This window comes from Exiguobacterium sp. s152, from assembly GCF_018618335.1.
Lineage (GTDB): Bacteria > Bacillota > Bacilli > Exiguobacteriales > Exiguobacteriaceae > Exiguobacterium > Exiguobacterium chiriqhucha.
Map to the genome: position 1 here is coordinate 39,176 of NZ_JACSLX010000008.1, position 23,141 is coordinate 62,316.

General features: G+C 54.8%; 24 protein-coding genes. 9 read left to right on the top strand and 15 right to left on the bottom strand.

Translation table 11 applies throughout. The annotated features are described in order from the left end of the window. The first annotated feature begins 28 nt into the window (after positions 1-28). Entirely contained in the window at positions 29-427 is a 399-nt protein-coding gene (locus tag KNP72_RS12970; RefSeq protein ID WP_021066236.1) for a cytidine deaminase, read from the top strand. A gap of 51 nt (positions 428-478) precedes the next feature. Here the strand turns inward: KNP72_RS12970 and KNP72_RS12975 are convergent, their stop codons facing one another. From KNP72_RS12975 to KNP72_RS12985, 3 genes are all read right to left on the bottom strand, one after another. After that, complete coding sequence (locus KNP72_RS12975) at positions 479-1,417, bottom strand: M23 family metallopeptidase (RefSeq protein ID WP_214833735.1); 939 nt, start codon at positions 1,415-1,417, stop codon at positions 479-481. Between the two features lie 99 nt (positions 1,418-1,516). Further along, positions 1,517-2,233 (bottom strand): polysaccharide deacetylase family protein, encoded by a 717-nt coding sequence (locus KNP72_RS12980; protein WP_214833738.1) that lies wholly within the window; start codon positions 2,231-2,233, stop codon positions 1,517-1,519. A 129-nt stretch (positions 2,234-2,362) separates the two neighbouring features. Beyond that, positions 2,363-3,121: an MBL fold metallo-hydrolase gene (locus KNP72_RS12985; RefSeq protein ID WP_214833741.1), complete on the bottom strand. Its 759-nt coding sequence runs from the start codon at positions 3,119-3,121 to the stop codon at positions 2,363-2,365. Between the two features lie 118 nt (positions 3,122-3,239). On the opposite strand from KNP72_RS12985, the gene KNP72_RS12990 reads away from it, so the two are divergent. Beyond that, positions 3,240-3,650: an Lrp/AsnC family transcriptional regulator gene (locus KNP72_RS12990; RefSeq protein WP_214833743.1), complete on the top strand. Its 411-nt coding sequence runs from the start codon at positions 3,240-3,242 to the stop codon at positions 3,648-3,650. 20 nt (positions 3,651-3,670) lie between these two features. Here the strand turns inward: KNP72_RS12990 and KNP72_RS12995 are convergent, their stop codons facing one another. The 3 genes from KNP72_RS12995 to KNP72_RS13005 all read right to left on the bottom strand — a co-directional run bounded on the left by KNP72_RS12995 (position 3,671) and on the right by KNP72_RS13005 (position 5,497). Further along, a complete protein-coding gene (locus tag KNP72_RS12995) occupies positions 3,671-4,156 on the bottom strand; it encodes a GNAT family N-acetyltransferase (RefSeq protein ID WP_214833746.1) in 486 nt (161 codons plus the stop codon). A 96-nt stretch (positions 4,157-4,252) separates the two neighbouring features. Beyond that, positions 4,253-4,522, bottom strand: coding sequence for a hypothetical protein (locus KNP72_RS13000; protein ID WP_214833749.1), 270 nt, complete (start codon positions 4,520-4,522; stop codon positions 4,253-4,255). A gap of 84 nt (positions 4,523-4,606) precedes the next feature. After that, on the bottom strand, positions 4,607-5,497 hold the full coding sequence (locus tag KNP72_RS13005; RefSeq protein ID WP_251129017.1) for a helix-turn-helix transcriptional regulator: 891 nt from the start codon (positions 5,495-5,497) through the stop codon (positions 4,607-4,609). Positions 5,498-5,572: 75 nt separating this feature from the next. On the opposite strand from KNP72_RS13005, the gene KNP72_RS13010 reads away from it, so the two are divergent. Then, positions 5,573-6,091, top strand: coding sequence for a dihydrofolate reductase family protein (locus KNP72_RS13010; protein ID WP_131471366.1), 519 nt, complete (start codon positions 5,573-5,575; stop codon positions 6,089-6,091). A gap of 36 nt (positions 6,092-6,127) precedes the next feature. Here KNP72_RS13010 and gntK read toward each other — a convergent pair whose 3' ends face one another. From gntK to KNP72_RS13030, 4 genes are all read right to left on the bottom strand, one after another. Further along, positions 6,128-7,627, bottom strand: coding sequence for a gluconokinase (gene gntK, locus KNP72_RS13015; protein ID WP_483298421.1), 1,500 nt, complete (start codon positions 7,625-7,627; stop codon positions 6,128-6,130). A gap of 17 nt (positions 7,628-7,644) precedes the next feature. Then, positions 7,645-8,988 (bottom strand): GntT/GntP/DsdX family permease, encoded by a 1,344-nt coding sequence (locus KNP72_RS13020; RefSeq protein WP_021066250.1) that lies wholly within the window; start codon positions 8,986-8,988, stop codon positions 7,645-7,647. 82 nt (positions 8,989-9,070) lie between these two features. Continuing rightward, the gene (gene gnd, locus KNP72_RS13025) at positions 9,071-9,955 is read right to left on the bottom strand and encodes a phosphogluconate dehydrogenase (NAD(+)-dependent, decarboxylating) (RefSeq protein WP_214833755.1); all 885 of its coding nucleotides are present in this window, start codon (positions 9,953-9,955) and stop codon (positions 9,071-9,073) included. A gap of 138 nt (positions 9,956-10,093) precedes the next feature. Beyond that, on the bottom strand, positions 10,094-12,469 hold the full coding sequence (locus KNP72_RS13030) for an EAL domain-containing protein (protein WP_285800969.1): 2,376 nt from the start codon (positions 12,467-12,469) through the stop codon (positions 10,094-10,096). A 259-nt stretch (positions 12,470-12,728) separates the two neighbouring features. Between KNP72_RS13030 and KNP72_RS13035 the strand changes: the two genes are divergently transcribed. From KNP72_RS13035 to KNP72_RS13045, 3 genes are all read left to right on the top strand, one after another. Then, positions 12,729-13,577 (top strand): MurR/RpiR family transcriptional regulator, encoded by an 849-nt coding sequence (locus KNP72_RS13035; RefSeq protein WP_214833758.1) that lies wholly within the window; start codon positions 12,729-12,731, stop codon positions 13,575-13,577. Between the two features lie 111 nt (positions 13,578-13,688). After that, on the top strand, positions 13,689-14,072 hold the full coding sequence (locus KNP72_RS13040; RefSeq protein ID WP_214833761.1) for a hypothetical protein: 384 nt from the start codon (positions 13,689-13,691) through the stop codon (positions 14,070-14,072). 59 nt (positions 14,073-14,131) lie between these two features. After that, a complete protein-coding gene (locus tag KNP72_RS13045; protein ID WP_214833764.1) occupies positions 14,132-15,724 on the top strand; it encodes an FMN-binding glutamate synthase family protein in 1,593 nt (530 codons plus the stop codon). Between the two features lie 6 nt (positions 15,725-15,730). Here the strand turns inward: KNP72_RS13045 and KNP72_RS13050 are convergent, their stop codons facing one another. Next, positions 15,731-16,930 (bottom strand): MDR family MFS transporter, encoded by a 1,200-nt coding sequence (locus tag KNP72_RS13050; RefSeq protein ID WP_214833767.1) that lies wholly within the window; start codon positions 16,928-16,930, stop codon positions 15,731-15,733. Between the two features lie 186 nt (positions 16,931-17,116). Next, positions 17,117-18,103, bottom strand: coding sequence for a metallophosphoesterase family protein (locus tag KNP72_RS13055; protein WP_214833770.1), 987 nt, complete (start codon positions 18,101-18,103; stop codon positions 17,117-17,119). 121 nt (positions 18,104-18,224) lie between these two features. On the opposite strand from KNP72_RS13055, the gene KNP72_RS13060 reads away from it, so the two are divergent. Beyond that, the gene (locus tag KNP72_RS13060) at positions 18,225-18,839 is read left to right on the top strand and encodes a flavodoxin family protein (protein WP_214833773.1); all 615 of its coding nucleotides are present in this window, start codon (positions 18,225-18,227) and stop codon (positions 18,837-18,839) included. A 42-nt stretch (positions 18,840-18,881) separates the two neighbouring features. On the opposite strand, the gene KNP72_RS13065 is transcribed toward KNP72_RS13060, so the two are convergent. The 3 genes from KNP72_RS13065 to KNP72_RS13075 form a co-directional block, all read right to left on the bottom strand. Then, a complete protein-coding gene (locus KNP72_RS13065; RefSeq protein WP_214833775.1) occupies positions 18,882-19,367 on the bottom strand; it encodes a hypothetical protein in 486 nt (161 codons plus the stop codon). Positions 19,368-19,576: 209 nt separating this feature from the next. Further along, complete coding sequence (gene gnd / locus KNP72_RS13070) at positions 19,577-20,458, bottom strand: phosphogluconate dehydrogenase (NAD(+)-dependent, decarboxylating) (RefSeq protein ID WP_214833778.1); 882 nt, start codon at positions 20,456-20,458, stop codon at positions 19,577-19,579. 61 nt (positions 20,459-20,519) lie between these two features. Further along, a complete protein-coding gene (locus tag KNP72_RS13075; protein ID WP_029594793.1) occupies positions 20,520-20,732 on the bottom strand; it encodes a hypothetical protein in 213 nt (70 codons plus the stop codon). Positions 20,733-21,167: 435 nt separating this feature from the next. Between KNP72_RS13075 and KNP72_RS13080 the strand changes: the two genes are divergently transcribed. Then, positions 21,168-22,121: an LCP family glycopolymer transferase gene (locus KNP72_RS13080; protein WP_214833781.1), complete on the top strand. Its 954-nt coding sequence runs from the start codon at positions 21,168-21,170 to the stop codon at positions 22,119-22,121. Between the two features lie 63 nt (positions 22,122-22,184). Then, positions 22,185-23,039: a YihY/virulence factor BrkB family protein gene (locus KNP72_RS13085; RefSeq protein ID WP_353048460.1), complete on the top strand. Its 855-nt coding sequence runs from the start codon at positions 22,185-22,187 to the stop codon at positions 23,037-23,039. The last annotated feature ends 102 nt before the right edge of the window (positions 23,040-23,141 follow it).

Here is a 23,141-nt window from a genome sequence, read left to right on the forward strand (position 1 = left end):
ATTTCGAGTCAGAGAGGACAATGATCCCATGAACCAACAACAATTAGTCGAGCGTGCCCGCCAAGTGAAAGAGAACGCCTACTCCCCGTATTCGAACTTCCGCGTCGGAGCAGCGCTTCTTATGAAGGACGGTACGGTCATCGACGGTGTCAACGTCGAGAACGTCTCGTTCGGTGCGACGAACTGTGCCGAGCGTACGGCCATCTTCACAGCGGTCGCGCAAGGTTATAAAAAAGGTGACTTCGAAGCCGTCGCGGTGTCAGGCGACACGGTCGACTTCTTGCCGCCATGCAGTATCTGCCGCCAAGTGCTCGTCGAGTTCGGCGACCCGGACTTCAAAGTGTTGCTCACGAACGGCAATGCCGACGTGAAAGAAGTGACGCTTGAAGAACTCGTCCCGCTTGCGTTCACAGAACTCGAGATGTAACAGCAATGTCCCCACATCAATCGATGCGGGGACATTTTTTGTAGCTAACGATTACCGCCAAAAATTAAACAAGAGTCGCGGAACGGCGAGCGCGAGTTCGAATAAAAAGTCAGCGGCTAAGTCCGTGCGATCCAACGAGTTGGATTGTTTCGGCCTGACGATTTGACCACGGACCGGCTTTTTTCTTCCTTTTAGACGAATCCGAAGCGAGGTGGCGGATGCCAGGTCAGGACTGTCCATCACTTGGAAGTGAAGGTGCGGTTCAGACGAATTACCCGAGTTGCCACAACGACCAATCAATTGGCGTGTCTTGACATGGTCCCCGACGTTGACGGCGATTGAGCCATCCTCGAGGTGAGCGAGGAGACTATACTCCCCGCCGGCGTGCTCCAAGATGACGTGATTGCCGAAAGGGCGACTCGAATCTGGAACGTCCGGTACATCATCGACAACCACCACAACCGTCCCATCCAACGGTGTGATGACGCGTTCCCCGAACGCATAAAACGAGTGGTTCCCGGACTTTGTCTTGTTGTATGACCAGTTGTTGTTCACTTTAATGAAATCGTAGGCGTATCGTTGCGCGCGTTCCGGATAATGCCGATTTTCACCAGGATGTGTACCGCCTGATACGACGAGCCAGTCATCCGTGAACGGAAGGTGGTATGTATGTTTCGTGAAGCGACGGTCGCCCCTCGAATCGGGTTGATGTGGCGTCATGAGTAGTTCCTCGATGAGGTCGTCCTGATTGAACGTGACACTAAGCACGCGTTCCTTCCGGTCATCTATCCAGACGAGATGACGGCTTCCATTCAATTTCATGTCATTCACGACCCGATAGCGGCGAACACCTTCATTGAATGAAGTGGCGAGCCGGTAGAACGTGTCGAGCGAGGTCTGTTGTTTGAATGAGTCGGTCGTCTGGTTATAGATTGAATCGAATTGACCATCGAGAAATGATTTAGGAAACGTTCGGACGTTGGGTTGCATGTAGGTTCCACCTTTTCTGGTTGTTCCTATTGTATACGGCCTCAAGAAAGTAAAGTTTCGAGCAAACAAAAAGCTGAGCCCAGATGGACTCAGCATGTTTCATTCGTTCGGTTCCCACGGATCGAAAAAGTTGTACGCGGGATGCACCCCTTCTAACGTCCGGAACTCATAGTCGCGTTCTTTCGCATAGCGGATAATCGTATCGAGCGCTTGCGGTGTCATCGAGTGATCGTGCGCCAAGATGATGGAAGCAATATTCATCTCGTAATTCGCCTCGAGCCGATTGAACACACGTTGCTCAATCGGAGCGTTGTCTTTCTTATAGATGTGATCGAGGCTGCCGACGTTCCAGTCCCAAATCTCAAAACCGGCCTCGTCCATCGCTTGCCAGTGCGCAGGCGTCATGCCTGCGTCACTACCGTAAATCGTACGGGCCATGTTCGTATGGATGCCCGTCACTTCGTAAATGAGACGTTGCACGTCCTTCATTTGACGAACGGCCGTCATCGGCGACGCATAAAACTCCTCGCGCACGTGTGTCATCCCATGCAAAGCGATGAGGTGCCCTTCGGCGACGATGCGTCGGATGAGATGCTCATTCCCCTCGATGTTCTTCCCAAGGATGAAGAAGGTCGCTTTCACCCGATGCTTTTTCAAGACGTCGAGCAACGCTCCCGTCTTCCGATTCGGTCCGTCATCGAGCGTCAAATAGATGAGACTGCGGTCGTTGTAAGCTTTCGGTTTCGGGATCGCCGCCTGAGACAGGGAGCTGATTAACAAAAAGATGGACATGAGCAAAATGACGCGTTTCTTCATTCTCACAAAACTCCCTCGAGGCAAAAAACGGGTGACATGGCATCGGTATGAAGCATAGAATACCACAAACAGGAGTCAAAAATGAAGCTAAAAATGCCCCTGACGTGGAAGGTCAGGGGCATCGTATCGTTAGCATGAAATCGTCTCGCCGTCTTCTGGAACGATGAGTTGATCGGCGAAGCTGTGTGATGTCGCATAAGCACGTAAGTCAGGACGCGACAACTTCCAATGATTGACCGCTTCCATATGGACCGCGATAATCGTCGCGGCTGGAGCCGCCTCATGCACATGGCGGACGTCCTCTTCGTTCATGACGAGCGACCCGCCTTCGACGAATTGGTTGTCCCCGGCGTTGACGACGATGACTGCTGGTTGATGCGCCTGAATCGTCTTGGCGACTTCGTCATACCAGACCGTGTCCCCGGCGACATAGAGCGTCTGTTCCGCAGGGTGGGTGAAGACGACACCGCACACGAGACCGGCCATTTCTAAAATCGGTCCGCGACCGTGCTCCCCTGCTGTCTTCGTGAGTCTGATTCCTTCGAATGCTGTCGTGTCGCTCAACACGGTCACGTTCGTGAAGCCGTCGCCTTCGATGACAGTCAAATCGTCCTCGTTTTGCACGAAGAGCGGGATCGCTTTCGGCAGAACTTGTTTGGCGACCTCGTCGTAGTGGTCGAGATGCAGGTGGGTCAAAATGACGGCATCGACGCCTGTCAGAATGTCGTCGATCGCGATTGGCAGGTCGGCCAATGGATTAGCGTCTTGCCGAGCCGAGTTCGGGAACGGGGGATAGGCACCCTTCTCCCCGAGGAACGGGTCGATGAGGAACGTCTTTCCGGCGTATTCGACGCGGAGTGTGGCATTACGGATCAGTTGCACGTGCATAGAAAAATCTCTCCTTTTAGCTATAATGTATGTACAGTCTAACAAGCAACCGTCTTTTCATACATAACACGAATCAAGTGTTTGGACGGATTGGCTTGAATCGTGAAAGGAGTCACCTATGCTCGATCCAACAGACCGCCTCATCATCGAGGCGTTACAGGCGAACAGCCGGATAACGATGAAAGAACTCGGGGCACACGTGCACTTGACCGGGCAGGCGACAGCGACGCGCGTCAAGAAGCTCGAAGACCTCGGCATCATCGAAGGGTATACGATTCGCGTGAATGAGGACAAGCTCGGGTTACCGGTCCACGCGATGATCACCATCTTTACGTCGAGCACGTTTCACGACCCGTATCTCATGTTCCTCGAGGAGCATCGGCCGTACGTCCGCAATAACTACAAGGTGAGCGGGGACGGCTGTTACGTCTTAGAGTGCCGATTCCCGTCGAACCAAGAGTTGAACGCCTTTTTGGACGGGCTCAGTAAGTACGTCAATTATAAGTTGTCAATCGTCATCGACCGCTGACAGGCACGCGACCGATCCGGTCACGTGCCTGTTTTGTTTGGCGAGAGGTCGAGTTGATAAATCTGTTCGTCATCTTCCATCGTGACATAGGTGAAGTTCAACTTTCTCAAGAGGGCGATGGACGCCTCGTTCGTTGGAAGGGCACCGGCTTTGATCGTTTCGGCACCTCGGTCGGACAAATGATGAATCAGTCCCGACACGACCTCATACGCATAGCCTTGGCGAGCGTGTCGGGGTGAGATCGTGTAGCCGATCCAATACGTCGTCAAGTCTTGATTCACATACAAATCGCCAATCAAGTCATTCGTCGCTTGATCGATGATGGCGAGTTGGATGCCTTGAGCGATGGCCTGATCGCCGAGTAAAGAGCGTTTATATTCTTCGTAAGTCAATCCTTTGAACGATTGGTGTTGCATCCAGTCCAAGTCGTTTCGATACGCCATGAACGGTTCAATGTCATGTTGCTCGAACGGTCGGATGAGGCAGCGGGTCGTTGTGAATGTCATTATGAATCCCTCCTGTGTCCTCTCAGTGTACCGTGCATCACCAGCAGGGGATAGTCGTAGAAAAGCCCCTCAATCCTCAGAGTGAAGGGCGTGTTTTCAGTTCATGAACGATGGTGCTTTATAATGATGGACGAGCTTGATGAGTGTCGATGCGACGAGCCCGATAGCGAGCGGTAACGTGATGACGCCGATGCCTTGCTCGGTGACGATCATGTTGCCTTCCTCATAATAGCCTTTCAGGTAGAACAGGCCTGAACCAATTGTTTCGTTCAGCTCGAGCGTCGAGACGTTGAGGTACACCATGACAGCGAATAGCGAAACGACACTGATGGAGACAAATAATTTTGAAAACGATAGCTTGGTCATGAAAACGCTCCTTTACATGTAGCAATATGGAATCATATTACCATATAAAGACAATTCCTACATGAGGCCAAAGCATTGATTTGATTAGCGATACAGGTCCCAAAGCCGTTCCGCCTGCTCTCGCATCATCTCCCGCAGTTCAGTCGGCTCGACGACCTCGACTTCCGCTCCGGCAGCGAGCAATTGCCGCGACAAGAACGGGAGCTCAGCTTCCGGCACGTCCCACTCATTCTTTTCAGCGATATCGGGTAATACGTCTTCAAGCAGACGACGGCCGAGCGAGGTGATGTTCAGTCGAACGGTCACGCCGCTTCGTTCGTCACTCGCCTCGAGAAGCGTCGCCAAATCGTCCGCTTCGAACGACTCATCGAGGAGACGCATCGCTTCGATCCGATCGATTCGATATTGACGCAGCCCATACGCCGAGAGGCCATACACATACCATTTCGAATCGAGGAGCGCCATCCCGACCGGGGCGACGGTGAACGTGCGGCTGCCTTTCGTCGTCGCGTACGTCACCTCAATGTTGCGTCGTTGCTCGACCGCTTGAAACACGTCTTTCGTGAACGGCGCCGGTGGGACGGTCTTATTCCCGAGCCAAAGGATGTTCTTTTCGAGCTGTGCGATTTTCGTCTCGAGGTCGTGCGGCAATTCATTCACGTACCAGTCTGACAGCGTGTCCCTCATGTCCCCGAACGGCACGTCTGGAATCTGTTTCATCCATTTGAGGGTGAGGTAGAGCGCGACCGCTTCCTGTTCCCGGAGCTGGAGCGGGGGAAGCAGGCGGTTCGGCAACATCTCATAACCGCCGCCCGTGCCGGGGACGCTCCAAATCGGATAGCCGAGTTCCTCGAGCGTCAGCATATCGCGCTGAATCGTCCGGACCGAGGCACCCGTTTCAAGAGCAAGTTCATCCGCTGTGAACCGTCGACCCCGGTTCAATAGTCGAATCAAGTGCAAATGTCGTTTTTTCATCTCATTCATTCCCGTCATGTTTTGTCGTGTTTATCAAGTAAGCTGAATGTATCACGAATCAAGGAGGAATTCATCATGGCAAACGTCGTCTTATATATCGCGACAAGTTTAGATGGAAAAATTGCGCGCACGAACGATCAACTCGACTGGTTGTTCGCGGTCGAGGGGGAAGGGGACAACGGCTACGCCGACTTCTTCCAAACGGTCGGCGCGGTCATCATGGGACGTAAGACGTACGAGGAAGTGCTCCGGCTCGAGGACAATCATTACCCGTACGCAAACATCCCGAACTATATTCTGACGCGGAACCCGGACCGAGAAGCCGAGCACGTCACATTCACTGACGAGCCGATTGAGCAGCTAATCGAACGGTTGAAACAAGACGTCGACGGGGACATTTGGCTCGTCGGGGGAGGCGAGGTCATCAAAGCCGCGATGGAGCATGACTTGATTGACAGCTATGAAATCGCGATCGCCCCGGTCGTATTAGGTGAAGGGATTCCACTCTTCCCGGAAGGCACGAAAGAGACGAAGTTGAAACTGACGAGTCAACGCACGTCCGGACAGTTCGTCATGGTGACGTACGAGCGATAAACGAAAGACCAAGTTCGCAATGAACTTGGTCTTTTCTCATACATGCTTCCGTTGGAACGCGGCAATCGCTTCATACTCTTCCGCGAGATGGCGGGAGAGCCGGATGTAAATCGGCAGCAACTCTCTGTAAATCGTGGTCGCTTCATGATTTGGCGCATGCTCATGCGTCACTTGCGGCACGGCCGTGAAGTCGTCGATGTCCCCGAACGCATACTCGCCGAGCATGACGGCACCTAAACACGAGCTCTCGTGGCTTTCCGGAACAACGACCGGCGTATCGAAAATGTCGGCCATCATCTGGCGCCACAGGCTCGACTGGGCGAACCCGCCCGTCGCGTGAATCCGATTCGGTGCGCCCGTCAATTCGTCGAGCGCCAGCATGACCGTATACAAGTTGAAGATGACGCCTTCTAACACCGAGCGGATGAAGTGCTCGCGCTTATGGTGGATACTCAAGCCGAAGAACGAACCGCGTGCGTTCGAGTCCCAGAGCGGGGCCCGTTCCCCCATCAAGTACGGATGGAATAATAGACCGTCCGAGCCAGGCTTGACCGTCTCGGCGATACGCGTCAACACATCATACGCGTCCATCCCGAGCCGTTTCGCCGTCTCGACCTCGCTCGCCGCGAACTCGTCGCGGAGCCAGCGCAAGATGATGCCGCCGTTATTGACCGGCCCACCGATGACCCAATGCTTGTCGGTCAAGGCGTAACAGAAGATGCGGCCTTTCGGGTCCTCGACCGGTTCACGGACGACTGTGCGGATGGCACCGCTCGTCCCGATCGTGACGGCGACGACGCCTTGCTCGAACGCCCCGACACCGAGGTTCGATAACACACCGTCACTCGCCCCAATGACGAGCGGGAAGTCCCAACCGAGCGTCTCAACAACATCCGATTTAAGCGTCAAGATCTCCGTCGTCGGTACGAGCTCAGACAGTTGCTCGGGCGTGACCCCCGCGACGTCGAGCGCTTCAGCATCCCAGTCACATTCTTTCAAATTGAACAGCCCGGTCGCCGAGGCGATCGAGTGGTCGATGACGAAACGACCGGTCAGGCGATAGAAGACGTACTCTTTGATGGAGACGAACTTGGTCGCCTGCTGGAACACGTCCGGATGCTCATGTTTCAGCCAACGCAGCTTCGAGAGTGGCGCCATCGGATGGACCGGTGTGCCGGTACGCATATGGAGCGCACTCGCATCAAAGTTCCGTTTGATCTCTTGCGTATACGGGTTGGCCCGGCTGTCGGCCCACGTGATGCTGTGGGTGAGCGGACGGCCTGACGCATCGAGCGCAATCAGGCTGTGCATCGCCGAACTGAACGAGGCGAAGCGGACCGGACCGTCGGCTTTGGCGCGAACGGCGGAAATCGCCTCGAGCACGGCCCCGTAGATGACGACCGGGTCTTGCTCGGCCGTCTCCGTGTCCGGGGTGAGAAGCGGGTACAACACATTATGTACCGCGAGTTGTTGCTGGTTATGGAACAGGACGGCTTTCGTGCTCGTCGTCCCGATATCGACGCCAATCGTGTACACACACATCACTTCCTAACTTAAATGATAAACAAGCTGATCAAGAAGACGACCGCGAAGCCGGTCAATCCGATAATCGTTTCCATGACGGTCCACGACTTGAGCGTGTCTTTCACATCCAAACCGAAGTAGCGGTTGACGAGCCAGAAACCTGAGTCGTTGACATGCGAGAGTACCGTCGCACCCGAGGCGATCGAGATGACGATGAGGCCGAGCGCGGCACCGGTGATATTTTGAAGTTCGAGAAGCGGCGTGATGAGTCCTGCCGCCGTGACCATCGAGACAGTCGCCGAACCTTGGGCGACACGGACGACGGCCGCGATCAAGAAGGCGAGCACGATCGCCGGGAGTGCTGACCCGGCCATCATTTCTCCGAGCACGTCACCGACACCTGAGTCGATCAACACTTGTTTGAACACGCCACCGGCACCCGTGACAAGGATGATAATCCCAGCCGGTTCGAGCGCTTTCGTCGCAATCTCTTGCACCTCGTCACGTGTATAGCCGCGGCGTGTGCCGAGGAAGATGAACGTGAGCAGCGTCGCGAGCGTCAAGGCGACGAACGGGTGACCCATGAACGTGAAGAACGTGCGGATGCCGTTGCCTTCTTCAAGCAAGACGGCGGACAACGTGTTGGCGAGAATCAACACGAGCGGAATCGAGATGAGCGAGACGATCATCTTGAAGCTCGGCAATTCTTTCGACGTATCAATCTCTTCGAACTCCATATAGTCCGGGATAGTGACGTGAATTTTCTTGGCGATATACTTCGCAAAAACTGGTCCGGCGAGAATCGTTGCCGGAATCCCTGCGATGACCCCGAACAAGATGACCCATCCGAGCTCGGCACCAATCAAGTTGGCAACGGCAATCGGACCCGGCGTCGGCGGGATGAAGCTGTGCGTGACGGCGAGACCCGCGAGGAGCGGAATCCCGTAGTACAAGAGCGAGCGGCCCGTCTTTTTGGCGAGGCCGTAAACGATTGGAACGAGAATGATAAAGCCGACGTCGAAGAAGACCGGGACGGCGACGATAAAGCCGGTGAGGGCGAGCGCCCATTGCGCCTTGTCTTCTCCAAACTTATTGACGAGCGTCTGGGCGAGGCGTTCCGCACCACCCGAGACTTCTAACATCTTACCGAACATAGCACCGAGACCGACGACGACGGCGACGAAGCCGAGCGTGCCGCCCATCCCGTTCTGGATCGAGGCGATGACGTCCCCGAGCGGCATACCGGCCGCGACCCCGACGAGCAAACTGACGAGGAGAAGTGAGACGAAGGCGTGGAGCTTCGTCCGCATGACTAAGAATAAGAGCAAGAAAATCCCTGCGACTGCGATTAAAATGAGTGTCGAACCCGACATATGTATTTCCCCCTTTACCGTATGTGTAACCGTTTACAAATATTTACAAAGGAAAAGGCCACCCCTGACCTTTTCCTTGCGGTTATTTCTTGACGACCGCGTGGCCACCGAACTCGTTTCGGAGCGCGGCGACGACTTTCCCTGAGAACGTGTCGTCCTCGAGCGAGCGGTAGCGCATCATGAGCGACATGGCGATGACCGGGGCCGCCGCCTGTAGCTCGAGCGCCGTCTCGACCGTCCATTTTCCTTCCCCTGAGGAATGCATGACGCCGCGGATATCGTCGAGCTTCGCGTCTTTCGAGAACGCGTTCTCGGTCAACTCCATGAGCCATGAACGGACGACCGATCCGTGGTTCCAGACTCGTGCGACCTGTTCGTAATCGTAATCGAACGGGCTCTTCTCCAAGATGTCGAACCCTTCGGCGATCGCCTGCATCATCCCGTATTCGATACCGTTATGAATCATCTTCAAGAAGTGCCCGCTGCCGGCAGGTCCCGTATACAAGTAGCCGTTCTCGACCGAGAGATCTTTGAAGATCGGTTCGATCGTCGGCCAGACGTCGGCGTCACCACCGACCATCGTGCAGGCGCCGTTGCGGGCACCTTCTGTGCCGCCGCTCGTCCCGCAGTCGAAGAAGGCGATGCCTTTGGCACTGAACTGTTCGGCGCGTGCGACCGATAACTTGTAGTTCGAGTTGCCGCCATCGATGACGATGTCACCCGGCTCGAGCTTCTCAAGCAGTTCCGCCAGTACGGCCTCAGTGATGTCACCGGCCGGCACCATCGCCCAGACGACGCGTGGTGTCTCGAGCGAGTTGACGACGTCCTCAAGCGTCGGCACGATCTCAAACTTCGATGTCGCCTCGACGTTCCCGGCGTCCGTCCCGACGACGTTGTGACCGTGGTCGCTCAAGTTGAGCGCCAAGTTGTATCCCATCTTGCCTAATCCAATCAAACCGATTTGCATATCGTCACCTCTAAATCGAATTTTTTTCCATCTCTCCACTATAATATCAAATTAAATTCGATTTACAAGTCGAATGACGGAATTTTTTTCGAATAACAAAAAAAAGCGTCCCGACCTAACGAGTAGGCGGGACGAGGGTCAGACACTTTTCTTATACGGATACAGGAACGAGTCGAGCTCTTCGGCCGGCATCGGCTTGTTGTAATAGTAGCCTTGCGCCTGGTTGCAATCCTCGGCCTTGAGGAAGGCGACTTGCGCTTTCGTCTCGACACCTTCGGCGATGACGTTCAACCCGAGCTCGTGCGCCATCCGGATGATCGTCTTGACGAGGGCGGCGTCCTTCGAATCCGTCTCGATGTTCTTCGTGAAGTGTTGGTCGATTTTCAGCGTGTCGATCGGGAACAGCTTCAAATAACTGAGCGACGAGTAGCCGGTGCCAAAGTCGTCAATCGACAAGTGGACGCCGAGGGCGACGAGTTCCTCCATCGTCTCGATGGCACTTTGCGCGCTCTGGATGACGGTCTCGGTCAACTCGAGCTCGAGGTATTCCGGTGCGAGCCCGCTCGCCTCGAGCGCCTGGCTGACAATGTCCGGCAAATCTTTTTGCGCGAACTGGAGCGCCGAGATGTTGACGGCGACGCGGAACGGTTCGACGCCCGCATCCTGCCACGCCTTGTTCTGCCGGCACGCCTCATTCAAGACGTACTCGCCGAGACGATGGATGCTGCCGGTCTCTTCGGCGATTGGGATGAACTCGGCCGGGGAGATCATGCCGAGCTCGGGGTGGGTCCAACGCACGAGTGCCTCGACGCCGATGAGCACCTCGGTCTCGAGGTGCACTTGCGGCTGATAATGAATCGAGAACTCGCCGCGGCCGATGCCTTTCCGGAGCGCCATCGCGAGCTGTGACTTGCGCGCGACAGACTCGTTCATGTCTTTCGTGAAGAACTGGAAGCCGTTCTTGCCGTCCTCTTTCGCTCGATACATGGCGATGTCGGCGTTCTTCAATAAGTCACCGGCCGTCCGCCCGTCGGACGGATAGAGGCTAATGCCAATCGATAGGCTCGTGAACACGTCCTCACTTTCGAGCAAGAACGGTTGGTTCAACGCGTTCGTAATCTGTTGGGCGCGGTGGGCGGCTAAGTTGCTGCCAGTGTTCGGCGACAGGATGACGAACTCGTCCCCGCCGAGACGGGCGAGCGTGTCGCTCTTAGTAATCGTCGTCAACAGCCGGTCCGTCACTTGGCGCAAGAAGACGTCGCCTGATGAGTGGCCGAATCGGTCGTTGATGACCTTGAAGTTGTCGAGGTCAATGTAAAACAACGAGAATGTCGACTCGCTGCCTTGGGAAAGCAAGGCGTCGAGCCGGTCGTTGAACAGGCGGCGGTTCGGTAGGCCGGTCAGCGTGTCCAAATAGACGAGGTCGTTAATTTGTTCTTCGATTTGCTTCCGTTCACTAATATCTCGGATGATGCTGCTGAAGAAGAGACCTTTCTCCGTCTCCCACGTGCCGAGTGACATCTCGAACGGGAACTCGGTCCCGTCTTTTCGCAAGCCGACGAGCTCGACCGTACGGCCGATGACGTTTGCTTCGCGCGTCTCGCGATAGCGTTTCATGCCTTGTTCGTGTGCGACTTTAAAGCGCTCGGGCATGATGAGCGTGATCGATTCCCCGAGCACCTCGCTTGCAGCATATCCGAATAGGCGCTCGGCCCCGTGGTTCCATTGCACGATGCGCCGTTCGGCATCCGCGACGATGATGGCATCGTTCGCCGACTCGATGACGGACTGGAACTTCGTTTCGAGTTCGATGGACTGACGCTCGAGTTGCTTCTCATTGCGAAGCGAGATCAGCATGAGCACGAACAGCGTCGTGACACTGCCGCCGATCCAGAAGGCGAGGAGCGTGCTGTCCATCGAGAAGCCGGTCAATGCTTGAGGCGTCGCGAACGGGGTGAATTCGGCCGCGCCCATGCCGATATAATGCATCCCCGAGACGGCGAGCCCAATCAACAGCGAACAGGCGAGCCTCCGCCAATGGAACCGCGGCACGTCCGGGAGCGAGAACAAGAGATACAGCCCGACGAGCGAGGCAATGAACGCGACGACGGCCGATAACAGCCACATGACCGGGTCGTACGTCAACACGGCGTTCATCTGCATCGCTTCCATGCCGACGTAATGCATCGAGACGATGCCGATGCTGATGAAGACGGCGCTGATGACGAGGTCGCGCGGACGCGCCGTCTGACGGCTGACGATATAGAAGGCGAACCCGGACGAGATGATGGCTGGGACGATCGAGGCGATGACGATACCGATATGGTAGGATACGTCGGCCTCTAAATGGAGTGCCAACATGCCGATGAAATGCATCGCCCAAATGCCGAGCCCGAGACTGAGGGCACCGGCGCTCACCCAACGGATGCGCGACACCCGTTCGGCATACTTGAGCCGGCTGCTAATATCGAGCGAGACGAATGCCGAGAAGACGGCGACGGCGATGGATAACAAGACGAGGGGAAGACTGTATGTACTATGGAGATGATGTTCGATGGGGACCAAACCTTTCTTTAATAATATCGGGACAAATGGACGAAAACGGACAGTTTCTCAAAAATGAGCTTTCCTAGCGTAGCATATTTGTCTTGACGTGAAGGGAATATTTTCCACGGTGGGTCAATAGTTTGGCACATTGTCCGATGGGACGGTCAGTCTTTGATTGCGGAATTTTTTTCGAAACGGTATCGTAAAAAGAAAAAGGGTGAGACATATGGAATCGATGAACGGCCTGGCCCGCATCCGTGGCGCCTATACGACACTCGGCAAGAAAGAGCAACGCATCGCCGACTATATCTTGAAGCAGCCCGAACGCATCATCCATCATACGATCAATCAAGTCGCCGACGACCTCGACGTCGCCGAGTCGACCGTATTCCGCTTCTGCCAGCGCGTCGGCTTCAAAGGCTATCAGGCGCTGAAAATCGCGCTCGCCACCGATGTCGTCGCACCGCTCCAAGACATCCATGAGGATATCTCGAACGAGGACACACCGATCGAGATTGCAGAGAAGATTTTCACGTCGAACGTGAAGACATTGGAAGCGACGCGACAAATTTTGGACGGGGCCTCACTCGACGAGGCTGTCGCGTTCCTCTTGTCGGCCCGCCGCATCGAGTTCTTTGGGAGCGGGGGCTCGGCTGTCATCGCGCTCGACGCGTATCACAAGTTCGTCCGGAGCGGATTGTTTGTCACGGCAAATTTGGAATCGCATATGCAGCTCATGTCGGCATCGCAACTGACGACCGACGACGTCGCCGTCCTCATCTCGCACTCGGGCGCCTCGAAAGACACGCTCGATGTCGCGAAAGTGTTGAACGAGCGCGGGGTGCCGACGATTGCCATCACGAACTATGCGAAGTCACCGCTCTCGAAACTGTGTGACGTCGCCCTCTATACCGTGTCGCAAGAGACGGAGTTCCGTTCCGAGGCGCTCGCCTCGCGAATCGCCGAGCTCAGCCTGATTGACGCTTTGTTCACCGTCGTCATGATGCGGCGCGGGGAAGAGGGCCGAGAATCACTCCAAAAAATGCGTGAAGCTATCTCGCTTCGACGCATGTGAACTGGCTGGCCATTCGGTCAGCTTTTTTTCATGCAAGGATTATAAATAGGCAAATCGTGGAATTAGTATAAACAGATTGATTTTTGCTTTCCACAGAGAGGAACCACCGATATGAATAACCTTGAATTCTTGACGACCGAGCACTACGACGTGTTCAAACAGTTAGCCCAGCGGCTTCATAATCCGGGTGACGTCAAGAAAGAATATTTTTCCGCCCTATACGTGATTGCCGGGAATGAACGGGTGCGAAACCTGCTGTTGCCATACATGGACCTCGAGCAAGGGAAAATCAGCACTGCGACCATCATCGACGACAACACGTTCGAAAAGCAGGATTTCATCCTCGTCAAACTCGTCATCCACTTGTACAACAATAAAGAATGGGTGCTCCCGACCGAGTTGATCAGTCTACCGCAAGACGACTATCAACTGGCCATGCAGGCGATCACGCTCTGCCGCGACGAACAGTTCGACGACGTCACCATACCCAAATGAATGGACCTGTCCCGAATCTGTCGGGACGGGTTATTCGTCTAATTGAATGAGGACACGCCATGTCTGTGAATACGACGATGCTCGCCATCGTGCTCGTCCTGATGCTATCGATGATTGCCGCCCCGTTCCTGTTAGTCTTCTATTTATGGCGCAAAGACCGCCATCAGCGCGAGCACTCTGTCCTGCGGAACTTTCCGATTCTCGGCAAGGTACGCTACATCTTGGAAAAGGTCGGTCCCGAGATGCGGCAATATTTGTTCTTGAACGACAATGAAGCGAAGCCGTTCTCTCGAAATGACTATGAGGCGGCCGTTATTTCCGGGAAATATAAGTCACGGATTATCGGTTTCGGCTCGGAGCGAGACTTCGAACGGGGCGGGTTTTACCTGCAGAACGTGCTCTATCCGACGAACCGGAACGAACTTCGCGTCGATAACAGCGAGACCGTGACGACGCACCTCTATCAAGTCGAGGAGGATAACTTGTTCACCCGTAAGGAGCGGGTCGTCGAACGAGAGGTCGGTCCGTACTTGCTGAACGAAGAGGACAGCATCGTCATCGGGAAACAGACGTGTCGGGACCCGTTCCGTGTCCGCGGTCTCGTCGGACAGTCGGCGATGAGTTTCGGCTCACTCGGCGAGAACGCCATCACGGCTCTGTCGATCGGGCTCGGTCGGGCCAAAGGGACGTGGATGAACACCGGCGAGGGAGGGCTGTCGGACCATCATTTGAAAGGCGGGGTCGACCTCATCTGTCAAATCGGGCCGGCGCTGTTCGGCGTCCGGACCGAGGACGGGGCGTTCTCGGACGCGGCGTTCAAAGCGAAGAGTGAGATTCCGCAAGTGCGTGCCTTCGAGTTGAAGCTCGCCCAAGGCGCGAAGACGAGAGGCGGACATATCGACGGTGCGAAAGTGACAGAAGAAATCGCCCGTATTCGGAACGTCAAGGTCGGCGTGACGATTGACAGCCCGAACCGGTTCTCCGAGTTCAAGACGGACACGGAACTGCTCGGCTTCATCGAGCGGCTGCGCAACATCGGCGGCAAACCGGTCGGCATCAAGCTCGTCGTCGGACGCCTTGCGGACGTCGAGGCGCTCGTTCAAGAGATGGCTTCTTCCGGTCAGCATCCTGACTTCATCACAGTCGACGGCGGGGAAGGCGGGACCGGAGCGACATACCAAGAACTCGCCGATTCGGTCGGACTGCCCTTGAAAGCGGCACTCCCGTATGTCCATCAATTGCTCGTCGAATATGGACTCCGTGACCGTATCACCTTGTTCGCCTCCGGCAAACTCGTCACGGCAGACAAAATCGCCGTCGCACTCGCGCTTGGGGCTGACTGCATCAATATCGCCCGGGGACTCATGTTCAACGTCGGCTGTATCCAGGCGCAAGTGTGCCATACGAACCGGTGCCCGGTCGGCGTCGCGACGACCGACCCGAAACTGCAGCACGCCCTCGTCGTCGACGAGAAAAGTTACCGCGTGACGAACTATATCATCTCGCTCCGCGAAGGGCTCTATAACATGACGGCCGCGGCCGGCCTCGATACGCCGACGAAGCTGTCGCTCGAGCATGTCGCTTACAAGTATCCCGACGGTCGGGTGAAGCGGGGCGAGGAATTATTCGATGGACAGGCGAAAGACGGATGACCGCGGTCATCCGTCTTGTTGTGTGAGCTGGTGGAACAGTTTGGCATACAGTCCCATCCCGATGAGCGCCGACAGCAAGATGAGTGTGAACACGGCAATCGGGGAGACGAAGCCCGAGGCGAGCACCGTCACCGGCGCGAGGAACTTGCCGATCGTGTTTTGGAGCGTATCGGCCGCGAGGTATTGTCCGCGTGACTCGGCTGGTGCGTAGCGGCTGACGAAGCTCTGGCTGACGGGGGAACGGATCAACTCGCCGAACGTGAACACGGTCGTGACGACGAGCAAATACCAGATGTTCGACGAGAAGGCGACGAGGAACGTCCCGAAGCCGGCGAGGAACGTCGACAACAGGAAGACGCGTCGTTCGTCCCACGCTCGGAACACGCGCGTGACAGGAATGATGAAGACGACGAACAAGAGCCCGTTATAGGCGACGAGCCAGCCGAACAGGACGGTGTTCGAGACGTCGAACGTGCCCGGGGCCTGTTCAATCAAATAGACTGGTAAATACACGTCGAGCTGCATGATGGGGATCAAGGCGAACACCCCGGCAATCAAATAGAGGCGGAACAACGGATTGCGCAAAATCGTGGCATACGAACGCCCTTGGGTGCGGAATGTTTTGGCGACCGTCTTCTCAGGTGAGCCCGGCCGTGTCTCATGGGTGAGCGCCGCGAGCAGCATGCCGTATCCGAACAGGACGAAGGCACAGCCTAATAGGAGCGCTTGGCGATGCTCGAAGAAGAGGACCGCCCCAAGGATCGGACCGAGCACGGCGCCGATATTGTTCGACGCCATGAACGTTGCGAACACGTCTCGTAAATGTTCGGCCGGTACGAGGTCGGCGACCATGGCCGAGCTGGCTGGTTTATAGATCGCGCCCATGAAACCGATGCCGATATAGGTGACATAATCGACGTAGGCGTTTGTTGACACTGCGAAGGCGAGGAATAAGACACCTTGCGCGAACGTCCCGACGAGCATGACGGGACGGCGTCCGATTTCGTCCGCGAGCGAACCGCCGATTAAACTGCCGATCAAAAGAAACAGCGGTGGCACGGCCATGAGCAGACCGGCCAGCTCGACGCCGAGCGTTTGGGCGAAATAGACGGTGATGAACGGGAAGTACATCCAAAACAACAGATTGAACAGCCCTTCACCGAACAAGCGAACCTTCAGATTGAGGTCCCAGCGGTATGATTCCATCGTTGTGCTCCTTTCAAGAGTCTATCTTTACTGTAGGGAGTTGGACCGAGAAAGAATAGACTTATGTTGCGGGATTTGCTAAGCTAAAAATAGAAAAAGCGAATATATAGGCGCTTGTTTGCGTTGTATCATAAAACGAACGTACGTTTGTAAAATGACCCCCGATGGAACCATCGGGGGTCATTTTTATTGGGTCGTCTTCGTCGCTTTGAAGCTACGGGCGAAAAATTCTTCGAATCGATTGTCATCTTCAAGCAGCAATCTTCCGGTCATCGAGAGGCGTCGTGTCGGGTAACCTTTCGATTGGCTCGGTGTGACGAAGTAGTCATCGGGATAGGCGGCCAACGTGGAGCGGATGAGCTTGCGCAACAGCGTTTCGTCCTCTTCAATCCATTGTTCCGACGGGCCCTCGAGATTGTCGCGCGTGAGCAAGAGGCGCGAGCCGTCTCGGAGAAACGGGTTGAAACTGATTCGTCGCGTCTCCGGTCCTTCGAACGTGCGGAACTCGTGGGTGATACCAGAAGGCGTGACTTCGCCGATGATATAACCGGTCGACCACGCCTTGCCGCATCCGTCCCAGACGGAGAAGATGTGACCGGGATAGACGAGATTGGCTTCACCTCGATGGATCGATTCATAGCGATGATGGTGGCCGAGGGCATAATAATTGAATCCGAGTTCGGTGACGACAGATGTGAAGAACTGTTTTCGGTCTCCATGGCTGAGAAAAATGTTCGGATACGGGTCGTCCCGGACCGGGGTAAGCGCGAATTGTTCCTTCAGTCCGGCTTGGTTCGTTTCACAGCTTAATCCATAAATTCCGGCTCCTAGCGTTTCATCGTAGAGATAACCCGGGTGAAGGAAGCTATGTACGTGCTCAATCTGACGCCAACAGTCGTCGTAAGCGAGCCGATTGAGATCATGGTCCCCATATACCAAATAGACGGATGCACCGAGAGCAGTCCACGTCTTCAAATACGGGACGAAATCTTCGGGGTCGCTCACTTCGATGTCGCCGGCGATGAGCACCGCCTTGATGTTTTCTCGGCGAATGACTTCCGCTAGCTGGGCGAGCTTATCGGCTTGAATGTCAAAACTCGTCCGTTCGGCGGTGATGGCGTTCCCAGTATGTCTTGCATGATGTAAATCGGCAATATGGATGAAGCGTGTCATTAGCAAAGCCTCCTGCAGCTAGTTTATCCTAATTTTCCCATGTGAAGGCAGGCATGTCGACAAGATTAAGCTTCCTACTCACCGGGAACACCTAACTGTTGATCATCTAAGGAGGGATTCGATGAAAGCCTTATTCTTGAACTGTTCGTTGAAAGGCCAGGGTACAACCTCGCACACGGAAGGGCTCATGAAAGATATCATTCCGCACTTCGATAAACTCGGGGTCGACTCGGAGATTGTCCGTGTCGTCGACTACAACGTCGCGTTCGGAGTGACGGAAGATGAAGGGGACGGGGACGAGTGGCCGCAAATCTTCGAGAAAGTGAAGGCCGCCGACATCCTCATCATCGGGACACCGCTTTGGCTCGGTGAGAAGAGCAGCGTCGCCACGCAAGTCATCGAGCGGCTGTACGGCGGAAGCGCCTTGACGAACGACAAAGGCCAGGCCATCTACTACAACAAAGTCGGCGGTGTCGTCGTGACGGGGAACGAGGACGGGGCGAAGCACGCCTGTGCCTCAATCTTGTACGGGCTATCCCATATCGGCTTCACCGTCCCGCCGAACGTCGACACGTATTGGGTCGGTGAGGCCGGTCCGGGCGACTCCTATATCGATGCCGGCCGCGACAACGCCTTTACGAGAAAGAACGGTCGTGTCATGGCGTACAACCTCTACCATTTCGCGAATCTATTGAAGCAGACGCCAATCCCGGCGGAAGGCAATGTCATGGAGTGACGGACAGCGCGACAGCCCCTAGACATCTAGGGGCTGTTCACATTAGAACCTTGATCGGAGCTCGATCTTGCGGAACTCTTTCAGCAATAAAATCGAGATGTCGTCGATGAAATGATCCCCGACCCAGCATGGTTCAAAGTGGAGCCAATTCGCATACGAGTCCGGCTGGAGAATCAGAATCCCGTTCGACAGCCAGGCCGTTCGCGCCCGGGTCGCTACACCGTCAATATAAAACATGACGTAAATATCTTTCATTTCATGCAAATAAGTCACGTGCATCTCGACGCCGCGGCCATCCTCACACGTTCGTTTCAGCTTGAGCATGTGAATACGGGTGTGGACCAGAGCGTACGCCTCACATAAGAAGTACCCGCCATGCTCGAACGCATGGAACGCTTGGGCGACGAGTTTGTCAAAGCATGCCTCCATGTCCTGCCAGTTATGATTCCGTCTCCGGAACACGGGCCTGTCTCCTGGCTCATACAGCTCTTTCGGGATGTAGACGTTATAGTCGTGAAGTTTACGCATCATGCCGGCTCCTTCTGTGTCACAAGATATGCTGCTCTTTCATCATACGCCTGCTGAAACGAAAAGAGTTTTACAGAAATTAGTACATTCAATCGCCAAATGTATAGAAATCCCATTCATATCAACGTTTGTTCGCAACGAGACGAGCGGATAACTGTCACAGTACAAAAAACGTCGCCCGAGTTCGACTCGACCGACGCTTACCCCGATTACTTTTTCTCCACCGCATGCCCGCCGAATTCGTTCCGCAGGGCAGCGACGACTTTCCCAGAGAACGTGTCCTCTTCGAGCGAACGCTGCCGCATCATGAGCGACATCGCGATGACCGGTGCCGGCACCCCGTACTCGAGCGCCGTCTCGACCGTCCATTTGCCTTCACCCGACGCATGCATAACCCCTTTAATCTCGTCGAGCTTCGCATCCTTACGGAACGCGCTCTCGGTCAGCTCCATCAGCCACGAGCGGACGACCGAGCCGTGGTTCCAGACGCGGGCGACTTGCTCGTGGTCGTACTCGAACGGGCTCTTCTCGAGAATCTCGAACCCTTCGGCGATTGCTTGCATCATCCCATACTCGATGCCGTTATGGATCATCTTCAAGAAGTGGCCACTGCCACTCGGTCCGGCATACAAATAGCCATTGTCCGTCGACACGTCGTGGAACAATTCCTCGATTTTGCCGAACGCCTCTAAATCTCCGCCGATCATCGTGCAGGCGCCGTGCCGCGCCCCTTCCATGCCGCCACTCGTCCCGACGTCAAAGAAGTAGATGAGCTTGTCTTTGAAGTGCTCGGCCCGCCGCATCGATTCCTTATAGTTCGAGTTGCCGCCGTCGATGACGATATCCCCCGGAGACAACAACGCATGCAGGTCGTTCAAGACGTGCTCCGTCACGTCGCCCGCCGGTACCATCACCCAGACAACGCGTGGCGCTTTGAGCCCGTCGACGACTTCTTCGAGTGACTGTTTCGTCTCAAACTGACTCGTCGACACATTGCCCGGGTCGTAGCCGAGGACACGGTGCCCGCCGTCCGTTAAATTGAGCGCCAAGTTCAACCCCATCTTCCCAAGTCCGATCATCCCTAATTCCATATCGGTTCACCCCATTCGTTGATTTGGTTTCCTTATAAGAGTTACCCGATATGAATGGACTTCAAAAGAGGGGCGGGATGTCATCAATTCGATAGGCGAGAATCGAACCGACTTTCACTTGCTTGCCGTCACTCAATTCGACATAGTCATTGAGCGGGCTCGCCTCTTTCAATGTCTTCTCGAACGTGAACGCAGCCTCATGTTTTGACCCCCCGTACACGATGAACGAACAAGGCTCTTCTTTCTCTAAAAAGCACGTGACGACATAACGCATCTGCCGATTCCTCCAACCAATTAATGGATTTAAATTTACATTTTTATTACGAACAATACAATTATTACAAAAAATCATCCATTTGTCCCATAAAGGTTTTTGAATATAAGGAAACATACCTAAAAAACAGCACATTCGACTAAATATTGACACGATTTCATACAGGTCCTAATCCAAAAGCAGGACCTTATGCGTATGACTGAAATGTGATAACGGTTTCACCTTTACAGAAGCGTGGTACTCTTACAAAGGAATGTCGACGAAACTCTAAACTTTTGATGAGGGAAATCCGATACTTAAAAACGAACGAATATTTCGACATCATTCGGCAATCATTTACCTTTTTTACAAATAATTTAAAGAGCCGCAATGTTTTGCGTGCTAAACTAAAACCTGGTCTATTTCATTCAAGGGTTCGAGGAAAGGTGTTATGTCATGGAAGAGCAAAAGAAAAAGAGAGTCAAGAAACGCCGTAGAAAGAGTTCGCCCGCTAAACGCATCGCGATCATCGCGGGAATCGTAGTAGGGTTGTTCCTGCTCATCGGAGTCGGGGTAGCTACATATCTATACAATCAAGTCGATTCGACCGTCGAACGGTTGAACGAGTCGACGGGCCTTAGCCCGGAACGGATGACAACGGAAGCCATCAACGATAAGAAGCCGATCTCGGTCCTTCTTCTCGGCGTCGACCGTCGTGCCGACGAGCAAGGTCGCAGTGACTCGATCATTGTCATGACGCTCAACCCGAACACGGATCAAAGCGCGATGCTCAGCATCCCGCGTGACACGAAGACGGAGATCGTCGGCAAAGAGACGTCTGATAAAATCAACCACGCTTACGCGTTCGGTGGGGCCGAGATGGCACTCGACACGGTCGAGAACTTGCTCGAAATTCCAATCGATTACGTGGCCGAAGTTGATATGAAGGGCTTCCAAGACACGGTCGACCTTCTCGGCGGCGTCAACGTGACAAACAACTTGGCGTTCACGTCAGGTGAGCACACGTTCGAACCGGGCGCACTCACGCTCAACGGTCCAGAAGCGCTCGCGTATACGCGCATGCGTTATGACGACCCGAGCGGGGACTTCGGTCGCCAAGAGCGCCAACGTGACGTCATCACGGCGCTCGTCAATAAAGGCAAAGACGACTTCTCAATCTCGAAGTTCAACAACATGCTCGACGTGCTCGGCAACAACGCCAAGACGAACATGACGTTCAAAGACATTCGGACGCTCTCGAGCGACTATATGGCTGCTTTCAAAAACCAGGACGTCCTTCGCCTCGAAGGAACGGGCGGGAAAGAAAGCGACGGCATCTATTACTGGAACCCGGACGCTGCTTCACTCGAAGACGTGAAGTCGTATCTCGGACAATTGATGGAACAGTGACGCATCGCCTCATCCAAATTCGGATGGGGCGTTTTAATATGTGCGATAATAAGAAGAAAAGGAGTGACCCGAGTGCTCGACCGCCTGATCCGCCTCGTCATCGACGTCCGCCATCGGTTCAAGGACCACCATATCAATGACTATAGCGCGACGCTCGCGTTCTTTTGGTTTCTCGCCATCTTCCCGACGTTCGTCCTCTTGTTCGCCGTCATGGCGTGGTTCGGCATCGATGACGCCTTGTTGATCGAACAGATCGAGATCCTCATTCCGGGTTCGAGCGTGCGCGACATGCTGTCGATTGTCTATGACGTCAGCGGCAACATCAACGCCGGCCTCGTCTCAATCGGGGCCATCATCGCCGTCTGGTCGGCATCGAACGGGACGGCCCGTCTCGTCAAGCTGACCGTATTCGCCTACGGGGAGACGGAGGCCCGGAGCTACGTCGTCCGCCGGTTGATTGGTTTGCTTACGCTCATCGCCTTCAGCGTCGGTGCCGTCATCTTGATTGTGTTCCATATCTTTGGCCGTGAGTTCGTCGAGCTCATGTACACGTGGTTCCCAATGCTCGAGGACTTCGACAGATTGGCGACTTTAGCGCGCTATACGTTGTCGACGATCATCCTCATCTTCGCGTTCTCCATGTTCTATAAGATCGCCCCGCAACAACACGTCAAATTCACAGAGACGCTCCCAGGTGCCATTTTCGCCGTCATCTCCTGGCAGATGCTGTCGACGGGCTATAGCGTCTACGTCGACCAGTTCTCGATGTTTGGCGATACGTACGGGACAATCGGCATCGTCATCTTGCTCCAAATTTGGCTCTACTTGACGGCGGCGACGATGTTGCTCGGGGCAGAAATCAACGCGGCCTGGCCCGACCATATGCGGCACACCCGTTATAAGACGCATTTTCCATAAAAATTGAAAAGATATGGTTAGCATTTTTTGACAACGTGCTATAATACAACACGTTAAGCGGGAATTATATCCATATCTAACGATTTTGAAAGCAGGTGAACG

Excerpts from the sequence above, each read along its gene's own strand:
- KNP72_RS12970 (WP_021066236.1), top strand. The coding sequence starts at position 29 with ATGAACCAACAACAATTAGTCGAGCGTGCCCGCCAAGTGAAAGAGAAC.
- KNP72_RS12975 (WP_214833735.1), bottom strand. The coding sequence starts at position 1,417 with ATGCAACCCAACGTCCGAACGTTTCCTAAATCATTTCTCGATGGTCAA.
- KNP72_RS12980 (WP_214833738.1), bottom strand. The coding sequence starts at position 2,233 with ATGAAGAAACGCGTCATTTTGCTCATGTCCATCTTTTTGTTAATCAGC.
- KNP72_RS12985 (WP_214833741.1), bottom strand. The coding sequence starts at position 3,121 with ATGCACGTGCAACTGATCCGTAATGCCACACTCCGCGTCGAATACGCC.
- KNP72_RS12990 (WP_214833743.1), top strand. The coding sequence starts at position 3,240 with ATGCTCGATCCAACAGACCGCCTCATCATCGAGGCGTTACAGGCGAAC.
- KNP72_RS12995 (WP_214833746.1), bottom strand. The coding sequence starts at position 4,156 with ATGACATTCACAACGACCCGCTGCCTCATCCGACCGTTCGAGCAACAT.
- KNP72_RS13000 (WP_214833749.1), bottom strand. The coding sequence starts at position 4,522 with ATGACCAAGCTATCGTTTTCAAAATTATTTGTCTCCATCAGTGTCGTT.
- KNP72_RS13005 (WP_251129017.1), bottom strand. The coding sequence starts at position 5,497 with ATGAAAAAACGACATTTGCACTTGATTCGACTATTGAACCGGGGTCGA.
- KNP72_RS13010 (WP_131471366.1), top strand. The coding sequence starts at position 5,573 with ATGGCAAACGTCGTCTTATATATCGCGACAAGTTTAGATGGAAAAATT.
- KNP72_RS13020 (WP_021066250.1), bottom strand. The coding sequence starts at position 8,988 with ATGTCGGGTTCGACACTCATTTTAATCGCAGTCGCAGGGATTTTCTTG.
- gnd (WP_214833755.1), bottom strand. The coding sequence starts at position 9,955 with ATGCAAATCGGTTTGATTGGATTAGGCAAGATGGGATACAACTTGGCG.
- KNP72_RS13035 (WP_214833758.1), top strand. The coding sequence starts at position 12,729 with ATGGAATCGATGAACGGCCTGGCCCGCATCCGTGGCGCCTATACGACA.
- KNP72_RS13040 (WP_214833761.1), top strand. The coding sequence starts at position 13,689 with ATGAATAACCTTGAATTCTTGACGACCGAGCACTACGACGTGTTCAAA.
- KNP72_RS13045 (WP_214833764.1), top strand. The coding sequence starts at position 14,132 with ATGTCTGTGAATACGACGATGCTCGCCATCGTGCTCGTCCTGATGCTA.
- KNP72_RS13050 (WP_214833767.1), bottom strand. The coding sequence starts at position 16,930 with ATGGAATCATACCGCTGGGACCTCAATCTGAAGGTTCGCTTGTTCGGT.
- KNP72_RS13055 (WP_214833770.1), bottom strand. The coding sequence starts at position 18,103 with ATGACACGCTTCATCCATATTGCCGATTTACATCATGCAAGACATACT.
- KNP72_RS13060 (WP_214833773.1), top strand. The coding sequence starts at position 18,225 with ATGAAAGCCTTATTCTTGAACTGTTCGTTGAAAGGCCAGGGTACAACC.
- KNP72_RS13065 (WP_214833775.1), bottom strand. The coding sequence starts at position 19,367 with ATGCGTAAACTTCACGACTATAACGTCTACATCCCGAAAGAGCTGTAT.
- gnd (WP_214833778.1), bottom strand. The coding sequence starts at position 20,458 with ATGGAATTAGGGATGATCGGACTTGGGAAGATGGGGTTGAACTTGGCG.
- KNP72_RS13075 (WP_029594793.1), bottom strand. The coding sequence starts at position 20,732 with ATGCGTTATGTCGTCACGTGCTTTTTAGAGAAAGAAGAGCCTTGTTCG.
- KNP72_RS13080 (WP_214833781.1), top strand. The coding sequence starts at position 21,168 with ATGGAAGAGCAAAAGAAAAAGAGAGTCAAGAAACGCCGTAGAAAGAGT.